This window comes from Chromobacterium sp. IRSSSOUMB001, from assembly GCF_023507765.1.
In the GTDB taxonomy this organism is placed as follows: domain Bacteria; phylum Pseudomonadota; class Gammaproteobacteria; order Burkholderiales; family Chromobacteriaceae; genus Chromobacterium; species Chromobacterium haemolyticum.
This window is the reverse complement of sequence record NZ_JALCYU010000031.1, coordinates 1-16423: the sequence shown is the minus strand read 5'-3', so window position 1 is coordinate 16423 and position 16423 is coordinate 1. Positions and strand designations below refer to the sequence as shown.

Sequence of the window (16423 nt, the reverse complement as noted above, 5' to 3'; positions counted from 1 at the left end):
AGACTTTGAACAGGTTCTTACAACTTGCACCATAGCTTCGCAGAAGCTTCGTTTTCTGCGTCGGCGCGCCTTGGCTCAGCTTCTCTGCGAGGGTTTGTAGCGGCTCTTGGGAGTGGTTCACACCCGCACGCACGCCCCACACCTCCTGCAAACACCAAGCTCCTCCCCTTCGCTTTGCCAAGCACAGCCGCGCGCCGCGTTCTTGCCCCATATCAATCTTGATTCATCTAAAAATATGCTCATCCATATTTTTTAGTAAATTATAATTTTGTTATTTACATTGAGCTGGATATGGAATTACTGATAGGCACGTTAGTCACGCTGCTGGTGGGCCGGGCTATCTTCAAAGGCTACTCCGCCACCGGCGTGCTGATGCTGGGCGGCCTGGCCCTGCTGATCGCCACCGCCTTGCAAGGCTTGCCGGTATTGCCCAAAAACGTGGCCGCCACCGGTCACGCCGCCACCGACATCGCCGAGTTCGTCAAATCGCTGCTCAGCAGCCGCGCCGCGGACCTGGGCCTGATGGTGATGGCGCTGTGCGGCTTCGCCGGCTATATGACCCATATCGGCGCCAACGACATGGTGGTCAAGCTGGCCTCCAAGCCGCTCAGCCGCATCAAGTCGCCGTACGTGCTGATGGTGGCGGCCTACTTCGTCGCCTGTCTGCTGTCGCTGGCGGTGTCGTCCGCCACCGGCCTGGGCGTATTGCTGATGGCCACCTTGTTTCCGCTCATGGTGAACATGGGCATCAGCCGCGGCGCGGCCGCGGCCATCTGCGCGTCGCCGGCGGCGTTGATCTTGTCGCCCACCTCCGGCGACGTGGTGATCGCCGCCCAAGCCTCGGGCATGCCGCTGATCGATTTCGCCTTCAAGACCACGCTGCCCATTTCCCTGCTGGCCATCGCCGGCATAGGCTGCGCCCACTTCTTCTGGCAGCGCTACCTGGACCGCAAGGAAAACCTGCCGCTGACGCGCCAGGACGTGCACGAGATCGTCACCAACGCGCCGGCGCTGTACTGCCTGCTGCCGTTCACGCCGATTGCCGGCGTGCTGGTGTTCAACGGCAAACTGGCTCCGGAACTGCACATCGTCACCGTATTGATCCTGTGCATCGCGCTGGCCGCGCTGGTGGAGTTCCTGCGCCATCGCCGCGCCGCGCCGGTGTTCGCCGGCCTGGAAGTGGCTTACAAAGGCATGGGTGACGCCTTCAGCAGCGTGGTGATGCTGATCGTGGCCGCCGGCGTGTTCGCCCACGGCCTGTCCGCGCTGGGCTTCATCAACCAGCTGATCGGCCTGGCGCAGTCCTTCGGCTCCGGCGCCATGGTCTTGATGCTGGTGCTGGTGGCGATCACCACGCTGGCGGCGCTGACCACCGGCTCCGGCAACGCGCCCTTCTACGCCTTTGTGGAGCTGATCCCCAAGCTGGCGGCCGAAGCCGGCATCAACCCGGCCTTCCTCGCCATCCCCATGCTGCAGGCGTCCAATCTGGGCCGCACCGTGTCGCCGGTGTCCGGCGTGGTGGTGGCCTGCGCCGGCATGGGCCAGGTGTCGCCGTTCGAGATCGTCAAGCGCACCTCGGTGCCGGTGATCGTCGGCCTGGTGATTGTGGTGCTGGGCACGCTGGCGCTGGTGCCGGCCTGAGAACCCGTGCGATATCTGCCGCGCGTCGGCGGAATGGATGGAAACGCCGCTAAACCCGGCTTCCGCCGAAGAGAAAACGGCCGCCCTCCGGCGGCCGTTTCTCATGGCTAGGGGAAGCGCTCACTGCTGCGCCGGGGTGTTCTCGGCGAAGTATTCGTGGTTGTCGGCGTTGTTCAAAGCCTGGGCGGGATTGGTTTTCGCCAGGTTCTTGGCGCCGGCCTGACCATAAACGTGGTCGTCGGTGCCCGCCACCACGGTGAAGTGGGACAGCTCATGCACCAGGGTGCCGCCCTTGGAGTCGGTGCCGCTGGTCGGCGCGTTCCAGAAAGCGCCGCACAGATAGATCTTGTACGGCTGCGCCGGGTAGACGTAGGCGTAGGTGCCGGCCTGGGTGCAACCGCAATCGATGCTGATCGGCTTGGTGTCCAGCGCGTCCTTGATGCTGACGTAGTGGGATTTGGCGGTGTTCCAGTTGGCCAGCGCGTACTTGCCGAACCAAGTGGTGTAGCGCGGAGTGCCGGACGGCGAGCCGGACAGATAGCTGACCGAATCGTTGGTCATATTGATGGCCGCGCTGACGCCGCCGTTGGTCTGGCTTTGCTGGGTCACCGAGCAATTGGCCGCGTAAGTGACGCTGGAAGCGGCCGCCTTGCGGCTGAGGATGGACCATTCGCGCTGCGCGTCCAGCGACTGTTTCAACAGCTTGCTGCTGCGGCCGGCCACCGACACGCTGGCGGTATTGGAGCTCAGCACCTCGTCGGCGGCGACGGCGGCGTCCGCGCCGGAGGCGATCTTGGCGTTCAGCTGCGGCGCGGAGCGGTTCAGCACGCGGGAGCTGGCCGCCAGAAAGCGCACGTCGAAACGGCCGCTTTTCGACATATCGTAGTAGTCGGACACCTTGACCTTGACGCTCAGCGAAGCGCCCGGTGCCAGCGCCACGGTATCCTTGATGGTGGGCACAGCGCGCTTGTAGCGCGGTCCCAGATAGCTCACCGGCTTGCCGTCGCGGCTCACCTCGAAAATCTGTTCCTGCAGTTCCTGCCCCGGCACATACCACTTGTAGATGCGCAAGGTTTCCTTGCCGGTATTGCGGTAATTCAACACCACCTCGACATCCTGATCCGCCGCCACCGAGGCCTGCTGCTTGGCCACGCTCACTTGCAGATCATGCGCCTGAACCAGGCCGCTCCCCAAAGCCATCACGAACAACGGAATCGGCAACAATTTTTTCATTGATCTTCTCCTGGTGGGACCACCGGCCAGTCCCGCCGCGCTTGTGGCCCGGCAAGCCTTCCCGCACTCCCAACCCCTTTGTCATCACGTGTTTATTAAAATGGATCGCAAACATATTTCGAATGCGAAAGTCATTAATTACATGACGAAGACATGATTTCAATCAAGAAAAGCGCCCCTGCCGACACAGAATCAGCGGCTGTCTGTTTTTTGGCACGCTTCATCAAACGGCCTGTTCTAGGTTAAAGTATCGGGTTGCCCTGCTTGGTGAGACCGATCCAGGCAGGCGACATGCCGGCAGGCCCGCGCCGCGCCCGGCTCCGCATCCACAACCTTCGACTGTTTATCGAATGGCGAACACAATGAATCAGACTCCTGAAAAGGCTCTGGTCGTCCTTTCCGGCGGCCAGGACTCCACCACCTGCCTGTATTGGGCCTTGCAAACCTTCGGCCATGGCAATGTCGAGACCGTGACCTTCGACTACGGCCAGCGCCACCGCGTCGAGCTGGACTGCGCGCGCAAGATCGCCGCGCTCGCCGGCGTGCGCCAAACCGTGCTGCCCATCGACACCTTCGCCGCCATCGGCGGCAACGCGCTGACCGACGCCGACATTGCGCCGGAAGACGGTGCCCGCGATGATGACGCGCTGCCCAACACCTTCGTGCCCGGCCGCAACCTGATCTTCCTGACCTTCGCCGCCGCGCTGGCCTATACCCGCGGCGCGCGTCACCTGGTCGCCGGCGTCGCGCAGACCGATTATTCCGGCTATCCCGATTGCCGTGAAAACACCCTCAAGGCGCTGGAAGTGGCCTTGCGGCTGGGCATGGACAGCCGAGTGGAGCTGCACGCGCCGCTGATGTACCTGTCCAAGGCGGAAACCGTCTCTTTGGCGCAACAAGTTGGCGCGATGGACGCATTATCCTGGAGCCACACCTGTTATAACGGACAGGTGCCACCTTGCGGCCATTGCGCGTCTTGCGAGTTGCGCGCCAAGGGCTTCGCCGAAGCCGGCGTGCCCGACCCGCTGATCGTCCGCTGCCAAACTCCCCGGGAGGACTAAGATGCACACCTCCAACCTGATCGCCGGCGCCCGCTTCGAAGCCGCCCGGCAGGTGAACGGCGCGTCCGATCTCACCGCGCGCCCGCACGGCCACAGCTTCCGCGTCATCGCCCGCGCCGATGCCCAATACCCCGGTCACGAACAACTGCAGGCGGCTTTGGACGCCGCCGTCGCGCCGCTGGACTACGCCGACCTGAACCGCCAGCTGGCCCAATGCGACGATCTGGCGCTAGCCGCCCACCTGCGCGCCGCCCTGCCCTGCCCGGCGACGCTGAGCCTGCAAAGCTCGCCGCAACGCGGCGTGGCCCTGGACGGCGACACCGCTCTGAATTGGATACAGGTTCAGTTCGAAGCCGCCCATCAACTGCCCCATGTGCCGGCTGGCCACAAATGCGGCCGTCTGCACGGCCACGGCTTCGGCGTGCGCCTGGCCGCCGACGCCAGGCTAAGCGGCCACCCGCGGCTGGAAGCCGCCTGGAAGCCCTTGTTCCTGGAACTCAATCACCGCTACCTCAACGACATCGCCGGCCTGGACAACCCCACCAGCGAAGTGTTGGCTCAGTGGCTGCACCAGCGGCTGGCCGACACGCTGCCGGGTCTGGCATGGGTGGAGGTGCGCGAAACTCATAGCGCCGGCAGCCAGTTCGACGGCCAACGCTTCCGCATTTGGAAAGAGCAGCGCTTCGAAAGCGCCAGGCCCTTCGACGACAAGGGCGCCTACACCGGCCACAGCTACCTGGTCCGGCTGATGCTCAGCGGCGAACTGGACCAGGCCATGGGCTGGTTGCTGGACTTCGGCGACGTCAAAGACCGCTTCAAGCCCCTCTACCGCCAACTGGACCACAATCCGCTGGACCAGCTCAGCGGCGTGCGCGGCGGCGACAGCGTCTCGGTGGCGGAATGGGTACACGCCCACCTGTCCCCGCTGGTGCCGGAACTGGCGCGCATTGATCTGATGCAGCAAGAGCTGCGCGGCGTGTCGCTGATGTTCCGCGACGCTATGCGCTGGCCGCTGCTGTAAGAACCTGTTTACGATCTGCTGTGCGTCGTGAGACGTGGCTCGCCTTAGCTCGCAAGATCGTACACACGTTCCAAGCCCACCTCATTCATGTAGAGAACGCACTGTGACGACTTACACGGTCAAGGAAATCTTCTATACGCTGCAGGGCGAGGGCCGCCAGGCTGGTCGCGCCGCGGTGTTCTGCCGCTTTGCCGGCTGCAATCTGTGGTCCGGACGCGAAGAGGACCGCGCCAAGGCGGTCTGCCAATTCTGCGACACCGACTTCGTCGGCGTCGGTCCGGACGGCGGCAAGTTCAAGAGCGCGGTGGCGCTGGCCGAGCGTATCGCCTCGGAATGGCCGGCCGGCGCGGGCGGCACGCCCTATGTGGTGTGCACCGGCGGCGAGCCGCTGCTGCAGCTGGACGCCCAGCTCATCGCCGAACTGCACCAGCGGGGCTTCGAAGTGGCGGTGGAAACCAACGGCACGGTGGCCGCGCCGCCGGGGCTGGACTGGATCTGCGTCAGCCCCAAGGCCGGGGCGGAGCTGCTGCTGCGCAGCGGCGACGAACTCAAGCTGGTCTACCCGCAAGCGACGCAGATGCCGGAAACCGTAGAACAGCTGGACTTCGACACCTTCTATTTGCAGCCCATGGACGGCCCGAACCTTGCTGCCAACACCCACGCCGCCATCGCCTACTGCATGGCGCACCCGCACTGGCGGCTGTCGGTTCAGACACATAAAGTTACCAATATCCGCTGAACTTGCCGGGCCCTTCGGGGCCCAATCTTTATCCGCCTCCCCCGCTCCACTTCGCTCTTCCCTCAAAAAATATCGCGGTCCGCTGTAATAAGGCCTCGCCAACATCGACTCATGGCCAGGAAGGACTGCCGACTACATCTGGCGCCGCGATAAAAAAATCGCGACTACAGTGTAAGAAGCCGGAAACGACCTCGACTCAATGAATGTCCGGACCCGGCAAGCTTTCTCAATGCGAGAGCCCGGCAGACTGGCTCGTTTATAATCACCCCATCATGATTCGGCCTCCGGCCGTTAAACAGGAGAAACACCATGAGTACCAGCAAAACCCTGATCGCATCCGCTCTCGGCGCCGTCGTAGCCCTCGGCGCGCTGGCCTCCGCTCCGGCGGCCGCCGCCGACAAAGAGAAGTGCTACGGCATCGCTCAGGCCGGCAAGAACGACTGCGCGTCCGCCACCGGCGCCCACTCCTGCGCCGGCCAGGCCAAGACAGACAAGGACCCGGGCGACTGGAAATACGTGGCCAAGGGCAGCTGCGAGAAAATGGGCGGCAGCACCGCTCCCAAGAAGTAAGCCGGATCCGGCCGGAGCGCGGCCTTCGTCGCGCTCCGGCCAAAATCTGAACGAAATCTGAAAGAACAAATTTTAAATTCATGTAGTCTCAGCGAGGTTTGCCAAACGCCGGCCTTGAAATGCGCTCCAAGGCTGGCCCGCACCTACCTCACAGGAGACTGACATGAACACCGCTCGCAAACTGCTTGCCTCCGCCGTCGGCGCCGTCATCGCGCTGGGCGTGGCCGCCTCGGCCCAGGCCGAAGACGCGCCGCAGCCCAAAGAAAAATGCTACGGCGTCACCCCGGCCGGCAAGAACGACTGCGCGTCCGCCGACGGCGCCCATTATTGCGCCGGCGAAGCCAAGGTCGACAATGATCCCAATGAGTGGCACAACGTGCCCAAGGGCACATGCGAGAGCCTGGGCGGCCGCACCACGCCGCCGCCCAAACAATCCTGATCGCGCCGCCGGGCCGCCGCCCGGACGGGCGACCCGAGGTGAATGACGATGAAAACCAAGCTTCCCGCGGTCTGCGGCATCGGCCTGCGCGCCCCGCACTATCGCGAAGCGCTGGACAAGCGCCCGGAACTGGGCTGGGTGGAAGTGCACAGCGAGAACTTCTTCGACGGCGGCATGCCCTGGAGCATGCTGCGCGAAGTGGCCGCCTGTTGGCCGCTGTCGCTGCACGGCGTCGGCCTGGGCCTGGGCTCGGCCGCGCGTCCGGACCCGGCCCATCTGGCCTCGCTCAAGCGGCTGGTGGACGCTGTGCAGCCAGCGGCGGTGTCGGAACACCTGTCCTTCAACCATTCCGAACGCCGCTTCGTCAACGACCTGCTGCCCATTCCCTATACCCGCGAATCGCTGGCGGTGATCGCCGGCCACGTCGCGGAAACCCAGGACGCGCTGGGCCGCCCCATCTTGCTGGAAAACCTGTCCAGCTATCTGGAATTCCCCGGCAACGAGATGCACGAGGGCGAATTCCTGGCGGAACTGGTGCGCCGCACCGGCTGCGGCATTCTGCTGGACATCAATAATCTCTACGTCAACCGCGTCAATCTGGGTGTGGACACGGACGCGGTGCTGGACGCGCTGCCGGCGGCGGCGATAGGCGAAATCCACCTTGCCGGCTACAGCGAACGCGAAGGCATGCTGGTGGACACCCACAGCCAGCCAGTGCACGACGGCGTCTGGCAACTGTACCGCGAGGCCATCGCCCGGCTGGGGCCGCGCCCCACCTTGATCGAATGGGACCTGGAGATTCCGCCGTTGGCCACCTTGCGCGGCGAGGCCGCCAAGGCTCAAGCCATCCTGGAGGCCGCGCATGAACTGGTCTGATTGGCAGGCGGAGCTGCTGGAGCGGATCGCCGATCCGTCTCTCTCGGCGGAAGCCGCGCCGGCGCTGAACCCGGCCGGACTCGCGGTTTACCGCAACAACTACCGGGTGGGCTTGATCGACACCCTGGCCTTCATCTACCCCGTGTGCCGCCAACTAGTGGGCGAGGACTTCTTCACCGGCCTGGCCCGCGTCTTCATCGGCGGCCACCCGTCGCTCAGCGGCAATCTGCACCTGTACGGCGCGGCCTTCGGCGACTTCGTCGCCGGTTTCGAGCACGCGCGCGAACTGCCCTATCTGGCCGACGTCGCTCGACTGGAATGGCGGGTTCACCGCGCCTACTACGCCGCCGACGCGGCGCCGGCCGACAGCGCCGCGCTCGCCGCCTTCCCGCAACAGTGCTGGGGCGAGCTCAAGCTGCGGCCGCTGCCCGATGTCGCCGCCCTGCTCAGCCCTTGGCCAGCGGCGTCGATCTGGCTGGCCCACCAGCGCCAACCGGTGGAACTGAACGTGGACCTGCACAGCCAGCCGGAGGCGATGCTGATCTACCGCCTACAAGGCCGGGCTCAGGTCGAAATCGTCGGCGCCGGCCTGGCCGCGCTGCTACAGGCCTTCCGCAACGGCGCAACGCTGGAGGCCGCAGTGGAACAGGCGCTGGCCGCCGAAGCGGGCTTCGACCTGCAAGCCGGCCTGCTGCGGCTGTTCCAGCAGAGGCTGATCCAGAACATCGAGCTTTAAGAACGTGTTTACGATCTGCTGCGCGTCGGCGATACGGCGTTGAAAACGCCTTCGAAATGCTCATGTACCGTGTGTACATTCCGCTTTCTCAGCCGTTTTCGCCTTGTCTCGCCTTAGCTCGCGAGATCGTAAACACGTTCTAAGCCCTTAGACCCTGACCCTCAAGTTCCATGCCTGGCGCGCGCCCGGCGGGGACCGGCGCGCCCGCGATTTGCCATCCGTCGCCGCTGAACCATACTCAACACACAGGAGACCCCCATCATGAACCCCTTGACCTGCTCCCGCCTCAACACGTCCTACCGCTGGCTGATCCGCGGCGGCGACCTGCTGCAGCCGCTGCTCTTGCTGCTGTTCCGGCTGTGGATCGCCAATGTGTTCTTCAAGTCCGGCCTGACCAAGATAGACGACTGGGATACCACCATCCTGCTGTTCACCGAGGAATACCACGTGCCGCTGCTGCCGCCGGCCATCGCCGCGGCCTTGGCCGCCGCAGGCGAACTGGGCCTGTCCGCGCTGCTGGCGCTGGGCCTGGGCGGGCGGTTCGCCGCCGCCGGCCTGTTCATTCTCAACGCGGTGGCCGTGATCAGCTACCCGGGACTGACCGAAGCCACGCGCGAATTCCATTACTACTGGGGCATGCTGATCGCCGTGGTGCTCGCCTTCGGCCCCGGCCTGCTGTCTGTGGACGCGCTGCTGCGGCGCTGGGCCGGACGCTGCGCGGCACGGGACTGAGCCAGCCGCCAACGCGGCGTGGCATAATGTCCGCTCCAACACGCATTGACCCGCCACGCCATGAGCCTCGCCTATACCCTGGTGATCCAAGCCGACACGCTGGACCCGCATCATCTGCATGAACTGGCCCATCTTGTCGAGGCCACCCATATGGACCATCCCAGCCCCAGCGTGGCGCGGCTGCGCGGCGCGGCGCCGGCGCAACGGGCCGCTGCGCTGGCTCTGTGCGAGCAATGGGGGTATGACGGGGCTTACGTCGAAGCCGGCCGCAGCTTCGCCGATTTCGGCCTGCTGGTGTCGGATATGGACTCCACCTTGATCACCATCGAGTGCATAGACGAAATCGCGGACATGAACGGCCTCAAGCCACAGGTGGCGGCCATCACCGAGCGCTCGATGCGCGGCGAACTGGATTTCGCCGCCTCATTGACCGAGCGGGTGGCGCTGCTGCGCGGGCTGCAGGAAAGCGCGCTGGAACAGGTCTATCGTGAAAGAGTCAAGTTGATGCCGGGCGCCGAGGCGCTGCTGGCCGCCTGCAAGCGCCACGGCGTCAAGTTCATGCTGGTGTCCGGCGGCTTCACCTTTTTCACCGACAGGCTGAAAACCGAGCTGGGCCTGGACTTCGCCTACGCCAATCAGCTGGAGATCGAAAACGGCGCCTTGACCGGCCGTGTGCGCGGCCCCATCGTCGACGCCGCAGCCAAGAAGCGCTTGCTGATCCAGCAACGCGAAGCGCTGGGGTTGAAGCCGGAACAGGTGCTGGCGATGGGAGACGGCGCCAACGATTTGCAGATGCTGGCCGAAGCCGGCATCGGCGTGGCCGTGCACGCCAAGCCGGTGGTGCGCGCCCAGGCCGACATCGCCGTCAATCACGGCGGCCTGGACCGCATCCTGAACCTGTACCACTGAACGGCCACAGCGGGAGCCGACCAATGAGCTTATTTCCTGAACTGGACAGCGCCAGCTTCGACGCTGAATTGCCATTCTCGGTCCAGCCCCTGCCTGGCGGGATCTGCCCGGCGCGCCAAGAGCGCGAAACCCGGCTGGCGCTGCGGGTGCTGGCCGCACCCACCGAAACCCTGCCCGAGGCGGACCCGATGCTGGTCAGGCTGGAGGCCAAGCTGGATCTGGCGCTGGAAGTGTCGCTGTTGTCTCGTCACCCTGAACGCCCGCCTCTGACGCCCTGCCGGCTGGGCCTGGACAGCATCGCCTGGATCTCAGACCACGCCAACCACGGCAGCGAACCGGTGCTGGTGGCCTTATGCCCCAATCCAGACTCCGCGCTGCTGCTCTTCCTCGCCGCCCGCATCAGCACGGTGACGCCGGGCGAAAACGGCAATTACCTGATCCGCGCCGATATTGCCGGCGCCTTCGACGAGGCCACCCGCCTGCTGTGGGAGAAGTGGGTGTTCCGCCGCCATCGCAAGGCGATACTGGAACGCTAAGAGCGTGTTTCCGATCTCGCGAGCCAAGAACTCGCGGGCAAGGGGCGAGACGAAACCGCACTCACCGTGGAGCGCCTCACGAAGCGCAGCAGACTTTGAACAGGCTCTTAGCCCTGGCGCGGAAAAGCGATCAAATGATCCAGCTCCAGCCGGATGCCTATCGCCTCCCCCACCGCGTGGTCGTGATGGCTGGGCACCTGAGCCAGCACCCGCTGGCCGGACGGCAGCGCCAGCGTGTAATGGAACTCCGCGCCGCGGAACACCTTGGCGCAGACCATGGCTCGCGTCGGGCTGGCGTCGTCGTGCTGCACATCGTCGGGCCGCACCAGCACATCCACCTCGTCCCCGGTTTCGAACTGCAAGGGCACGATGCCGCAGAATTCGCCTATCTCCAGCTCCACGCAGCGCGGCCCGGTCACCTTGCCGGCCAGGAACACGCCCTGGCCGATGAAATCGGCGACATAACGGGTGGCCGGCTCGTGATAAAGCCGGTACGGCGCGTCCCACTGCAATAGCCGGCCCTGCTGCATCACCCCGACGCGGTCCGCGATGGCGAAGGCCTCGTGCTGGTCATGGGTCACCATGATGGCGGTGGCGCCCTGGCTTTTCAGGATCTCGCGCACCTCCCGCGAGAGGCGTTCGCGCAAATCCACGTCCAGGTTGGAAAACGGCTCGTCCAGCAACAGCAGGCTGGGTTTGGGCGCCAAGGCGCGCGCCAGCGCCACCCGCTGCTGTTGGCCGCCGGACAGCTCGTGCGGGTAACGCCGCGCCCACTCCGCCAGCCCCACCACCTCCAACACCTCCAGCACCCGCGCCGCGCGCTGGCTCTTGGGCAATGCGTCCAGGCCGAAGCCGACATTGCCGGCCACGGTCAGGTGCGGGAACAGCGCGTAGTCCTGGAACACCATGCCAATGCGGCGCTGATGCGCCGGCACTTGCTCGCGGATAGAACTGATCACCTCGCCGTTGAGCCGGATCTCCCCGCCCAGCAGGCTCTCGAAACCGGCAATGCAGCGCAACACCGTGGTTTTGCCGCAGCCGGAGCTGCCCAACAGGCAAGCGATCTCGCCCGCCTGCAATTCGAAACTCATATTGTCGACCACGCGAGTCTCGCCGTACTTCTGGCTGACCAGGTCGAACTCCAGCAACGCTTGCATATCCATCCGCTTCATCTCAGACCGCATCCTTCTGCCGCGACAGCACCCATACCGGCAACAAGCCGGCCAGCACGATGGCCACCGCCGGCAAGGCCGCGCGCTCCCATTCGCCCTCGGTCGTCAAATTGAAAATCCTCACCGCCAGCGTGTCCCAACCGTAAGGCCGAGTCATCAAGGTGATCGGCATCTCCTTCATCACATCGACGAACACCATCAGCGCCGCGGTGAACAAGCCGCCGCGCAATAGCGGCAGATGCAGCCGCGCCAACAAACGCAGGCCGCTGTAGCCCATATTGCGCGCCGCCTCTTCCTGGCTGCGGCTGATGCGATGCATGGCCGCATCCACGGCGGAGTGCCCCACCGCCAAAAAACGCGCCGCATAGGCCAGCATCAGCACCAGCAAAGTCCCCTTGACCACGGCGCTGGCGTCCTCCGCCAGCCACGGCCGCAGCCAGTCCAGCAATAGATTGTCGAACCAGGCCACCGGCACGAACACCCCCACCGCCAGCACCGTGCCCGGCACCGCGTAGCCCAGCGTCGCCAGCCGGCTCCACAGCCGGGTCCAGCGCGTCGGATCGCGCCGCGTCGCGTAACTCAACAGCAGGGCGATGAAGGCCACCAGGACGGCGGCCATCGAGGCCAGCAGCAGCGAGTTGGCCACATGGCCGAAAAAGTCCGCGTCCAGATCCTCGGCCAGATGAGCGCCAGCCCAAACCAGCAACTGACCGAAGGGCAGCGCGAAGGCCAGCGTCAGCACCAGCGCGCAGGCGGCGGCGGCCAGCCAGCCGGCGGCGCCCTCCAGGCGCAAACGCGGCTGCGGCGCCGCCTTGCCGGCCTGGGTATAGGCGCGACGCCCGCGCGAGCGTTGCTCCAGCCATAGCAGCAGCAACACCATCAACACTAGCAGCGAGGCCAGCTGTTTGGCCGCCGGCAAGGAGAACAGGCTGAACCAGGCTTTATAGATGGCCGAGGTGAAAGCGTCGAAATTGAAAATCGCCACGGTGCCGAAATCCGCCAGCGTCTCCATCAGCGCCAGCATCAGGCCGCCGGCGATCCACGGCCGCGCCATCGGCAAGGCCACGCGGCGGAAGCCCTGCCAGCGCGACAAGCCCAGCGACTGCCCCACCTCCAGCGCGCGCCGGCCCATGGTGGCGAAGGCGTTGCGCGCCAGCAGGTAGACATAGGGATAAAAAGCCAGCGACATCACCAGGATCACGCCCGGCGTGGAACGGATATTGGGCACCCAGGACGAATCGCCGAAACGCTCGCGCAGCCAGGTTTGCACCGGCCCGGTGAAATCGAACAGGCCCAGCTGCGAAAAAGCCAGCACATAGGCCGGCATCGCCAGCGGCAGCATCAACGCCCAGTGGAAGAAACGACGACCAGGAAAGTCATGCACCGCGGTCAGCCAGGCCAACGGCACGCCCAGCAGCAGCACGCCGGCGCCGACGCCGCCCGTCAGATACACGGTGTTGAGCAGCAGCTCCGGCAAGGTGTAATCGTACAGATGCCGCCACACTTCCCAGTCCGGCGCCAACAGCGACCATAAAATCACCAGCAAGGGCGCGACGGTGAGCAGGCTGACGCCAAAAGCCAGGCCGCGCCAGGGCGACAGAGAACGAATCATCGGCGGAGAAACCATGTCAAAAACGCGGGGAAACAAGCAAAGACAGCCCGCCGGGGCTTTGGTGCCCGACAGGCTGTAAAAAAATACGGGCCGGGTCGGCCCGTCAAAGTTTATTTATAACCGACGCGGTCCATCAACTTCACCGCCTCCGCCTGGCGCGATCCGGCGTTGGCGACATTGATGTAGCTGTGCTTGAAATCGCCCCAGGCGGCGACGCGCGCGTCAGGCTTGACCTTGGGGTTGACCGGGAATTCCATGTTCACATCGGCGAACATATTCTGCGCCTTGGCGCTGGACAGCCATTCCAGGAACTTCAACGCGCCCTTTTCGTTCTTGGCGTGCTTGACCACGCCGGCGCCGGAAATGTTCACATGGGTGCCCTTGCCCGCCTGGTCGGCCCAGAAGATGCCCACCGGCAGATTCGGCGATTTTTCCATCAGGCGGCCGTAGTAATAGGTGTTGGCGATGCCCACTTCGCACTGGCCAGCGGCAATGGCTTCCAGCATCTTGGTGTCGTCCGGGAATTCGCGAGTGGCCAGATTATCCACCCAGCCCTTGACCACTTTCTCCGTCTTCACCGGGCCCAGGTCGGACAGCATCATCGCCACCAGCGACTGATTGTAGACCTTCTTGGACGTGCGCAGACACAGCTTGCCCTTCCACTTGGGGTCGGCCAGGTCGGCGTAGCTGGACAGTTGGCCCGGCTTCACTTTCTGGGTGTTGTAGAAAATGGTGCGCGCGCGGATGGACAGGCCGTACCACTCATGGCCGGGGTCGCGCAGATAGGACGGGATGTTGGCGTCCAGCAGCGGCGACTTCACCGGCTTGAACAAACCCATCTTGGAGGCCTGCCACAGATTGCCGGCGTCCACGGTCAACAGCAGATCCGCCGGGCTGTTGCTGCCCTCGGCGCGCAGGCGCTCCATCAGCGGGCCTTCCTTGTCCGACACCAGCTTGATGTTGACGCCGGTTTCCTTCTTGTAAACCTCGATGATGGGCTTGAGCAGCTGCTCGGCGCGAGCGCTGTAAACCACTACATCTTCCGCCACGGCGTGACCGGCGAACCCCGCCAGAACGGCGGCAAGCATCAAGTGCGTTTTCAAGGTGTGTCCCCTGTTGGGTTGAGCGATAGGAATCAGAGCCTCAATCTAAGAGCCTCTTTACGATCTGCTGCGCTGCGTGGCGCGTTACACGGTGAGTGCGCCTTCGAAATGCTCATGTACCGTGTGTACATTCCGCTTTCTCAGCCGTTTTCGCCTTGTCTCGCTCTAGCTCGCAAGATCGTAAACGGACTCTAACAAAAATGAGAATGCTTATCAATCTAGTAAACACTCGCATCTTAGTTTTAATCAAAACAAATAAGAAAACCCGCCGCGGCGGGTCTTCTTGCTGCATCCCGGCGCTATCGCGCCCGGGCCTCACACATCTTCGGAATCGCCCCAGCCGCTGCGGTCGCCGATATTGAACACCTTGTCTTCCGGCGCCACGTCGCCGGCGCCCAGCGTCGGCTCCGCCGCCAGCCGCGCGTAGATAGGCGCGAAGTCCGGCGCGGTGGCGTCGAACAACTGCTGGAAGCTGTCGATGACGAAATAGGTTTTTTGGAAAGTGTCGATGCGATAGCGGGTGCGCATGATGCGCTCCAGATCGAAGCCGACGCGGTTGGGACTGGCGCTGTCCAGGCAGTACACCGACTCTCCCTTGCTGGACACAATGCCGGCGCCGTAGATCCGCATGCCCTTGGGCGTGTTGATCAGGCCGAACTCCACCGTGTACCAGTACAAGCGCGCCAGCATCGGCAAAGCGCCCAGCGCCTTGGCTTTCATGCCGCCCTTGCCGTAAGCCTCCAGGTAGTCGGCGAACACCGGGTTGATCAGCAGCGGCACATGGCCAAACAGATCATGGAACACGTCCGGCTCCTGCAGGTAATCCAGCTGGTGCGGCTCGCGCAGCCACCAGGTCACCGGGAAACGTCGGTTGGCCAGGTGCTCGAAAAACACGTCGTCCGGAATCAGTCCGGGCACCGCCACGATTTTCCAACCGGTGGCCGCCATCAGTTTTTCGTTCAGCTTGGCGAAATCCGGCACCCGGTCCGCGTCCACGCCCAGGCGCTCCAGACCTTCCAGGAATTCGTCGCAGGCGCGGCCCGGCAGCATCTCGCTCTGGCGGCGGTACAGCGTGGCCCAGGTGGCGTGGTCGGCGGCGGTGTAGCGCTCCAGCGGCTGCGGCAGGGTAAAGTCCGCGCGGTCGTGGCTGAGTCCGACATTCTTGCGCGTGGTGATGTCGGGCACGACGAAATCGGCTCGGTCGTTCATGGCGGTGGGTCCGGATATTTAGGTGGATAACTCTAGTTTAGGCCCGGAGCGATGCGGGAAGACCGCAAAATTTGCCTATATGCAATTTTTTTTGCACACTTGCCGCATAAAACCACCATGAAATGCTCATCATGCGCAAAACAGAATTAGACCGCTTCGATTACCAGATCCTGGAGGCGCTGCAGCACGACGCCCGCGTCACCCATCAGAAGCTGGCGCAGCAAGTGGCCCTGTCCGCGTCGCAGATCGGCCGCCGCATCCAGCGCATGGAGGACGCCGGCGTGATCCAGGGCTACCAGGTGGCGCTGAAACCGGAACAGGTGGGCTTGTCGGTGATGGCTTTCGCCCATGTCAGCCTGGAGCGCCACAGCGAAAGCGCGCTGCAAGAGTTCGCCCAGGCCATCAACGAGCTGCCGGAGGTGCTGGAGTGCTACGCCGCCGCCGGCGAGGCGGACTACCTGCTGCGCATCGTGGTGCCGGACCTGCCCTCGCTGTCCACCTTCGTGATGAACCGGCTGATGCGGCTGTCGCTGGTGCGCAGCGTCAAATCCACCATCGCCTTGAACGCGATCAAGCAGACGATGAAACTGCCGCTGTCGTCGGTGCCGGAATGAGCGCTCCGTCCGGCGGCGCGGGCGAAGGCGGAGCCCTGGCTGATCGCGCCGCTCCACAGCCGGGCCGTTGAAGATGGCCGCCCAAGCCGCTGCCCTGTAATACTGTGCCGCCGCTGACTGATGGCCATGAGCATGATTTACTGCATGCATTAAGTTTAATGGAAAACAACGGCCTCACCATGACCACGGCCGCGGCGGGAACGGCGGCGCGTCCGGGTCG

At 64.3% G+C, this 16423-nt stretch carries 17 protein-coding genes and 1 pseudogene; 13 read left to right on the top strand and 5 right to left on the bottom strand.

Annotated features, from left to right (window positions below):
• Positions 1 to 291: 291 nt before the first annotated feature.
• Complete coding sequence (gene dcuC, locus MOV80_RS22895; protein WP_019101480.1) at positions 292 to 1641, top strand: anaerobic C4-dicarboxylate transporter DcuC; 1350 nt, start codon at positions 292 to 294, stop codon at positions 1639 to 1641.
• Positions 1642 to 1761: 120 nt separating this feature from the next.
• On the opposite strand, the gene MOV80_RS22890 is transcribed toward dcuC, so the two are convergent.
• Positions 1762 to 2874 carry a M35 family metallo-endopeptidase gene (locus MOV80_RS22890; RefSeq protein WP_118268123.1) on the bottom strand — a complete coding sequence of 371 codons (1113 nt, stop codon included), beginning with the start codon at positions 2872 to 2874 and terminating at the stop codon, positions 1762 to 1764.
• Between the two features lie 362 nt (positions 2875 to 3236).
• On the opposite strand from MOV80_RS22890, the gene queC reads away from it, so the two are divergent.
• The 11 genes and pseudogenes from queC to MOV80_RS22840 all read left to right on the top strand — a co-directional run bounded on the left by queC (position 3237) and on the right by MOV80_RS22840 (position 10493).
• Positions 3237 to 3935: a 7-cyano-7-deazaguanine synthase QueC gene (gene queC, locus MOV80_RS22885; RefSeq protein ID WP_118268124.1), complete on the top strand. Its 699-nt coding sequence runs from the start codon at positions 3237 to 3239 to the stop codon at positions 3933 to 3935.
• A gap of 325 nt (positions 3936 to 4260) precedes the next feature.
• Positions 4261 to 4590, top strand: a pseudogene (locus tag MOV80_RS23535) (6-carboxytetrahydropterin synthase); the annotation flags it as partial.
• Between the two features lie 9 nt (positions 4591 to 4599).
• Positions 4600 to 4956: a 6-carboxytetrahydropterin synthase gene (locus MOV80_RS23530; RefSeq protein WP_275897820.1), complete on the top strand. Its 357-nt coding sequence runs from the start codon at positions 4600 to 4602 to the stop codon at positions 4954 to 4956.
• 103 nt (positions 4957 to 5059) lie between these two features.
• Positions 5060 to 5695 (top strand): 7-carboxy-7-deazaguanine synthase, encoded by a 636-nt coding sequence (queE, locus tag MOV80_RS22875; protein ID WP_118268125.1) that lies wholly within the window; start codon positions 5060 to 5062, stop codon positions 5693 to 5695.
• A 309-nt stretch (positions 5696 to 6004) separates the two neighbouring features.
• On the top strand, positions 6005 to 6265 hold the full coding sequence (locus MOV80_RS22870; RefSeq protein ID WP_019101486.1) for a DUF2282 domain-containing protein: 261 nt from the start codon (positions 6005 to 6007) through the stop codon (positions 6263 to 6265).
• A 163-nt stretch (positions 6266 to 6428) separates the two neighbouring features.
• Complete coding sequence (locus tag MOV80_RS22865; protein ID WP_019101487.1) at positions 6429 to 6704, top strand: DUF2282 domain-containing protein; 276 nt, start codon at positions 6429 to 6431, stop codon at positions 6702 to 6704.
• A 48-nt stretch (positions 6705 to 6752) separates the two neighbouring features.
• Complete coding sequence (locus tag MOV80_RS22860; protein ID WP_019101488.1) at positions 6753 to 7580, top strand: DUF692 domain-containing protein; 828 nt, start codon at positions 6753 to 6755, stop codon at positions 7578 to 7580.
• Positions 7567 to 8316, top strand: coding sequence for a DNA-binding domain-containing protein (locus MOV80_RS22855; RefSeq protein ID WP_019101489.1), 750 nt, complete (start codon positions 7567 to 7569; stop codon positions 8314 to 8316). The genes MOV80_RS22860 and MOV80_RS22855 overlap by 14 nt, the downstream gene beginning before the upstream one ends.
• Before the next feature lie 261 nt (positions 8317 to 8577).
• The gene (locus MOV80_RS22850) at positions 8578 to 9048 is read left to right on the top strand and encodes a DoxX family membrane protein (RefSeq protein ID WP_019100411.1); all 471 of its coding nucleotides are present in this window, start codon (positions 8578 to 8580) and stop codon (positions 9046 to 9048) included.
• A 60-nt stretch (positions 9049 to 9108) separates the two neighbouring features.
• Positions 9109 to 9957 (top strand): phosphoserine phosphatase SerB, encoded by an 849-nt coding sequence (gene serB / locus MOV80_RS22845; protein WP_249605533.1) that lies wholly within the window; start codon positions 9109 to 9111, stop codon positions 9955 to 9957.
• Between the two features lie 23 nt (positions 9958 to 9980).
• Entirely contained in the window at positions 9981 to 10493 is a 513-nt protein-coding gene (locus tag MOV80_RS22840; protein WP_019100409.1) for a hypothetical protein, read from the top strand.
• Positions 10494 to 10600: 107 nt separating this feature from the next.
• On the opposite strand, the gene MOV80_RS22835 is transcribed toward MOV80_RS22840, so the two are convergent.
• The 4 genes from MOV80_RS22835 to phhA form a co-directional block, all read right to left on the bottom strand.
• The gene (locus MOV80_RS22835; RefSeq protein ID WP_240333824.1) at positions 10601 to 11665 is read right to left on the bottom strand and encodes an ABC transporter ATP-binding protein; all 1065 of its coding nucleotides are present in this window, start codon (positions 11663 to 11665) and stop codon (positions 10601 to 10603) included.
• Position 11666: 1 nt separating this feature from the next.
• Positions 11667 to 13277: an iron ABC transporter permease gene (locus MOV80_RS22830; protein WP_249605532.1), complete on the bottom strand. Its 1611-nt coding sequence runs from the start codon at positions 13275 to 13277 to the stop codon at positions 11667 to 11669.
• Positions 13278 to 13387: 110 nt separating this feature from the next.
• Positions 13388 to 14380, bottom strand: a complete 993-nt coding sequence (locus MOV80_RS22825) for an extracellular solute-binding protein (RefSeq protein WP_039753549.1) — start codon at positions 14378 to 14380, stop codon at positions 13388 to 13390.
• Between the two features lie 315 nt (positions 14381 to 14695).
• Positions 14696 to 15589 (bottom strand): phenylalanine 4-monooxygenase, encoded by an 894-nt coding sequence (gene phhA, locus MOV80_RS22820; protein ID WP_249605531.1) that lies wholly within the window; start codon positions 15587 to 15589, stop codon positions 14696 to 14698.
• A 131-nt stretch (positions 15590 to 15720) separates the two neighbouring features.
• Between phhA and MOV80_RS22815 the strand changes: the two genes are divergently transcribed.
• On the top strand, positions 15721 to 16203 hold the full coding sequence (locus tag MOV80_RS22815; protein ID WP_233620759.1) for an Lrp/AsnC family transcriptional regulator: 483 nt from the start codon (positions 15721 to 15723) through the stop codon (positions 16201 to 16203).
• Positions 16204 to 16423 lie beyond the last annotated feature (220 nt).

Bases quoted from the DNA above. Each gene is read 5' to 3' on its own strand.
- dcuC (WP_019101480.1), top strand. From the start codon at position 292: ATGGAATTACTGATAGGCACGTTAGTCACGCTGCTGGTGGGCCGGGCT.
- MOV80_RS22890 (WP_118268123.1), bottom strand. From the start codon at position 2,874: ATGAAAAAATTGTTGCCGATTCCGTTGTTCGTGATGGCTTTGGGGAGC.
- queC (WP_118268124.1), top strand. From the start codon at position 3,237: ATGAATCAGACTCCTGAAAAGGCTCTGGTCGTCCTTTCCGGCGGCCAG.
- MOV80_RS22870 (WP_019101486.1), top strand. From the start codon at position 6,005: ATGAGTACCAGCAAAACCCTGATCGCATCCGCTCTCGGCGCCGTCGTA.
- MOV80_RS22865 (WP_019101487.1), top strand. From the start codon at position 6,429: ATGAACACCGCTCGCAAACTGCTTGCCTCCGCCGTCGGCGCCGTCATC.
- MOV80_RS22860 (WP_019101488.1), top strand. From the start codon at position 6,753: ATGAAAACCAAGCTTCCCGCGGTCTGCGGCATCGGCCTGCGCGCCCCG.
- MOV80_RS22855 (WP_019101489.1), top strand. From the start codon at position 7,567: ATGAACTGGTCTGATTGGCAGGCGGAGCTGCTGGAGCGGATCGCCGAT.
- MOV80_RS22850 (WP_019100411.1), top strand. From the start codon at position 8,578: ATGAACCCCTTGACCTGCTCCCGCCTCAACACGTCCTACCGCTGGCTG.
- serB (WP_249605533.1), top strand. From the start codon at position 9,109: ATGAGCCTCGCCTATACCCTGGTGATCCAAGCCGACACGCTGGACCCG.
- MOV80_RS22840 (WP_019100409.1), top strand. From the start codon at position 9,981: ATGAGCTTATTTCCTGAACTGGACAGCGCCAGCTTCGACGCTGAATTG.
- MOV80_RS22835 (WP_240333824.1), bottom strand. From the start codon at position 11,665: ATGAAGCGGATGGATATGCAAGCGTTGCTGGAGTTCGACCTGGTCAGC.
- MOV80_RS22830 (WP_249605532.1), bottom strand. From the start codon at position 13,277: ATGATTCGTTCTCTGTCGCCCTGGCGCGGCCTGGCTTTTGGCGTCAGC.
- phhA (WP_249605531.1), bottom strand. From the start codon at position 15,589: ATGAACGACCGAGCCGATTTCGTCGTGCCCGACATCACCACGCGCAAG.
- MOV80_RS22815 (WP_233620759.1), top strand. From the start codon at position 15,721: ATGCGCAAAACAGAATTAGACCGCTTCGATTACCAGATCCTGGAGGCG.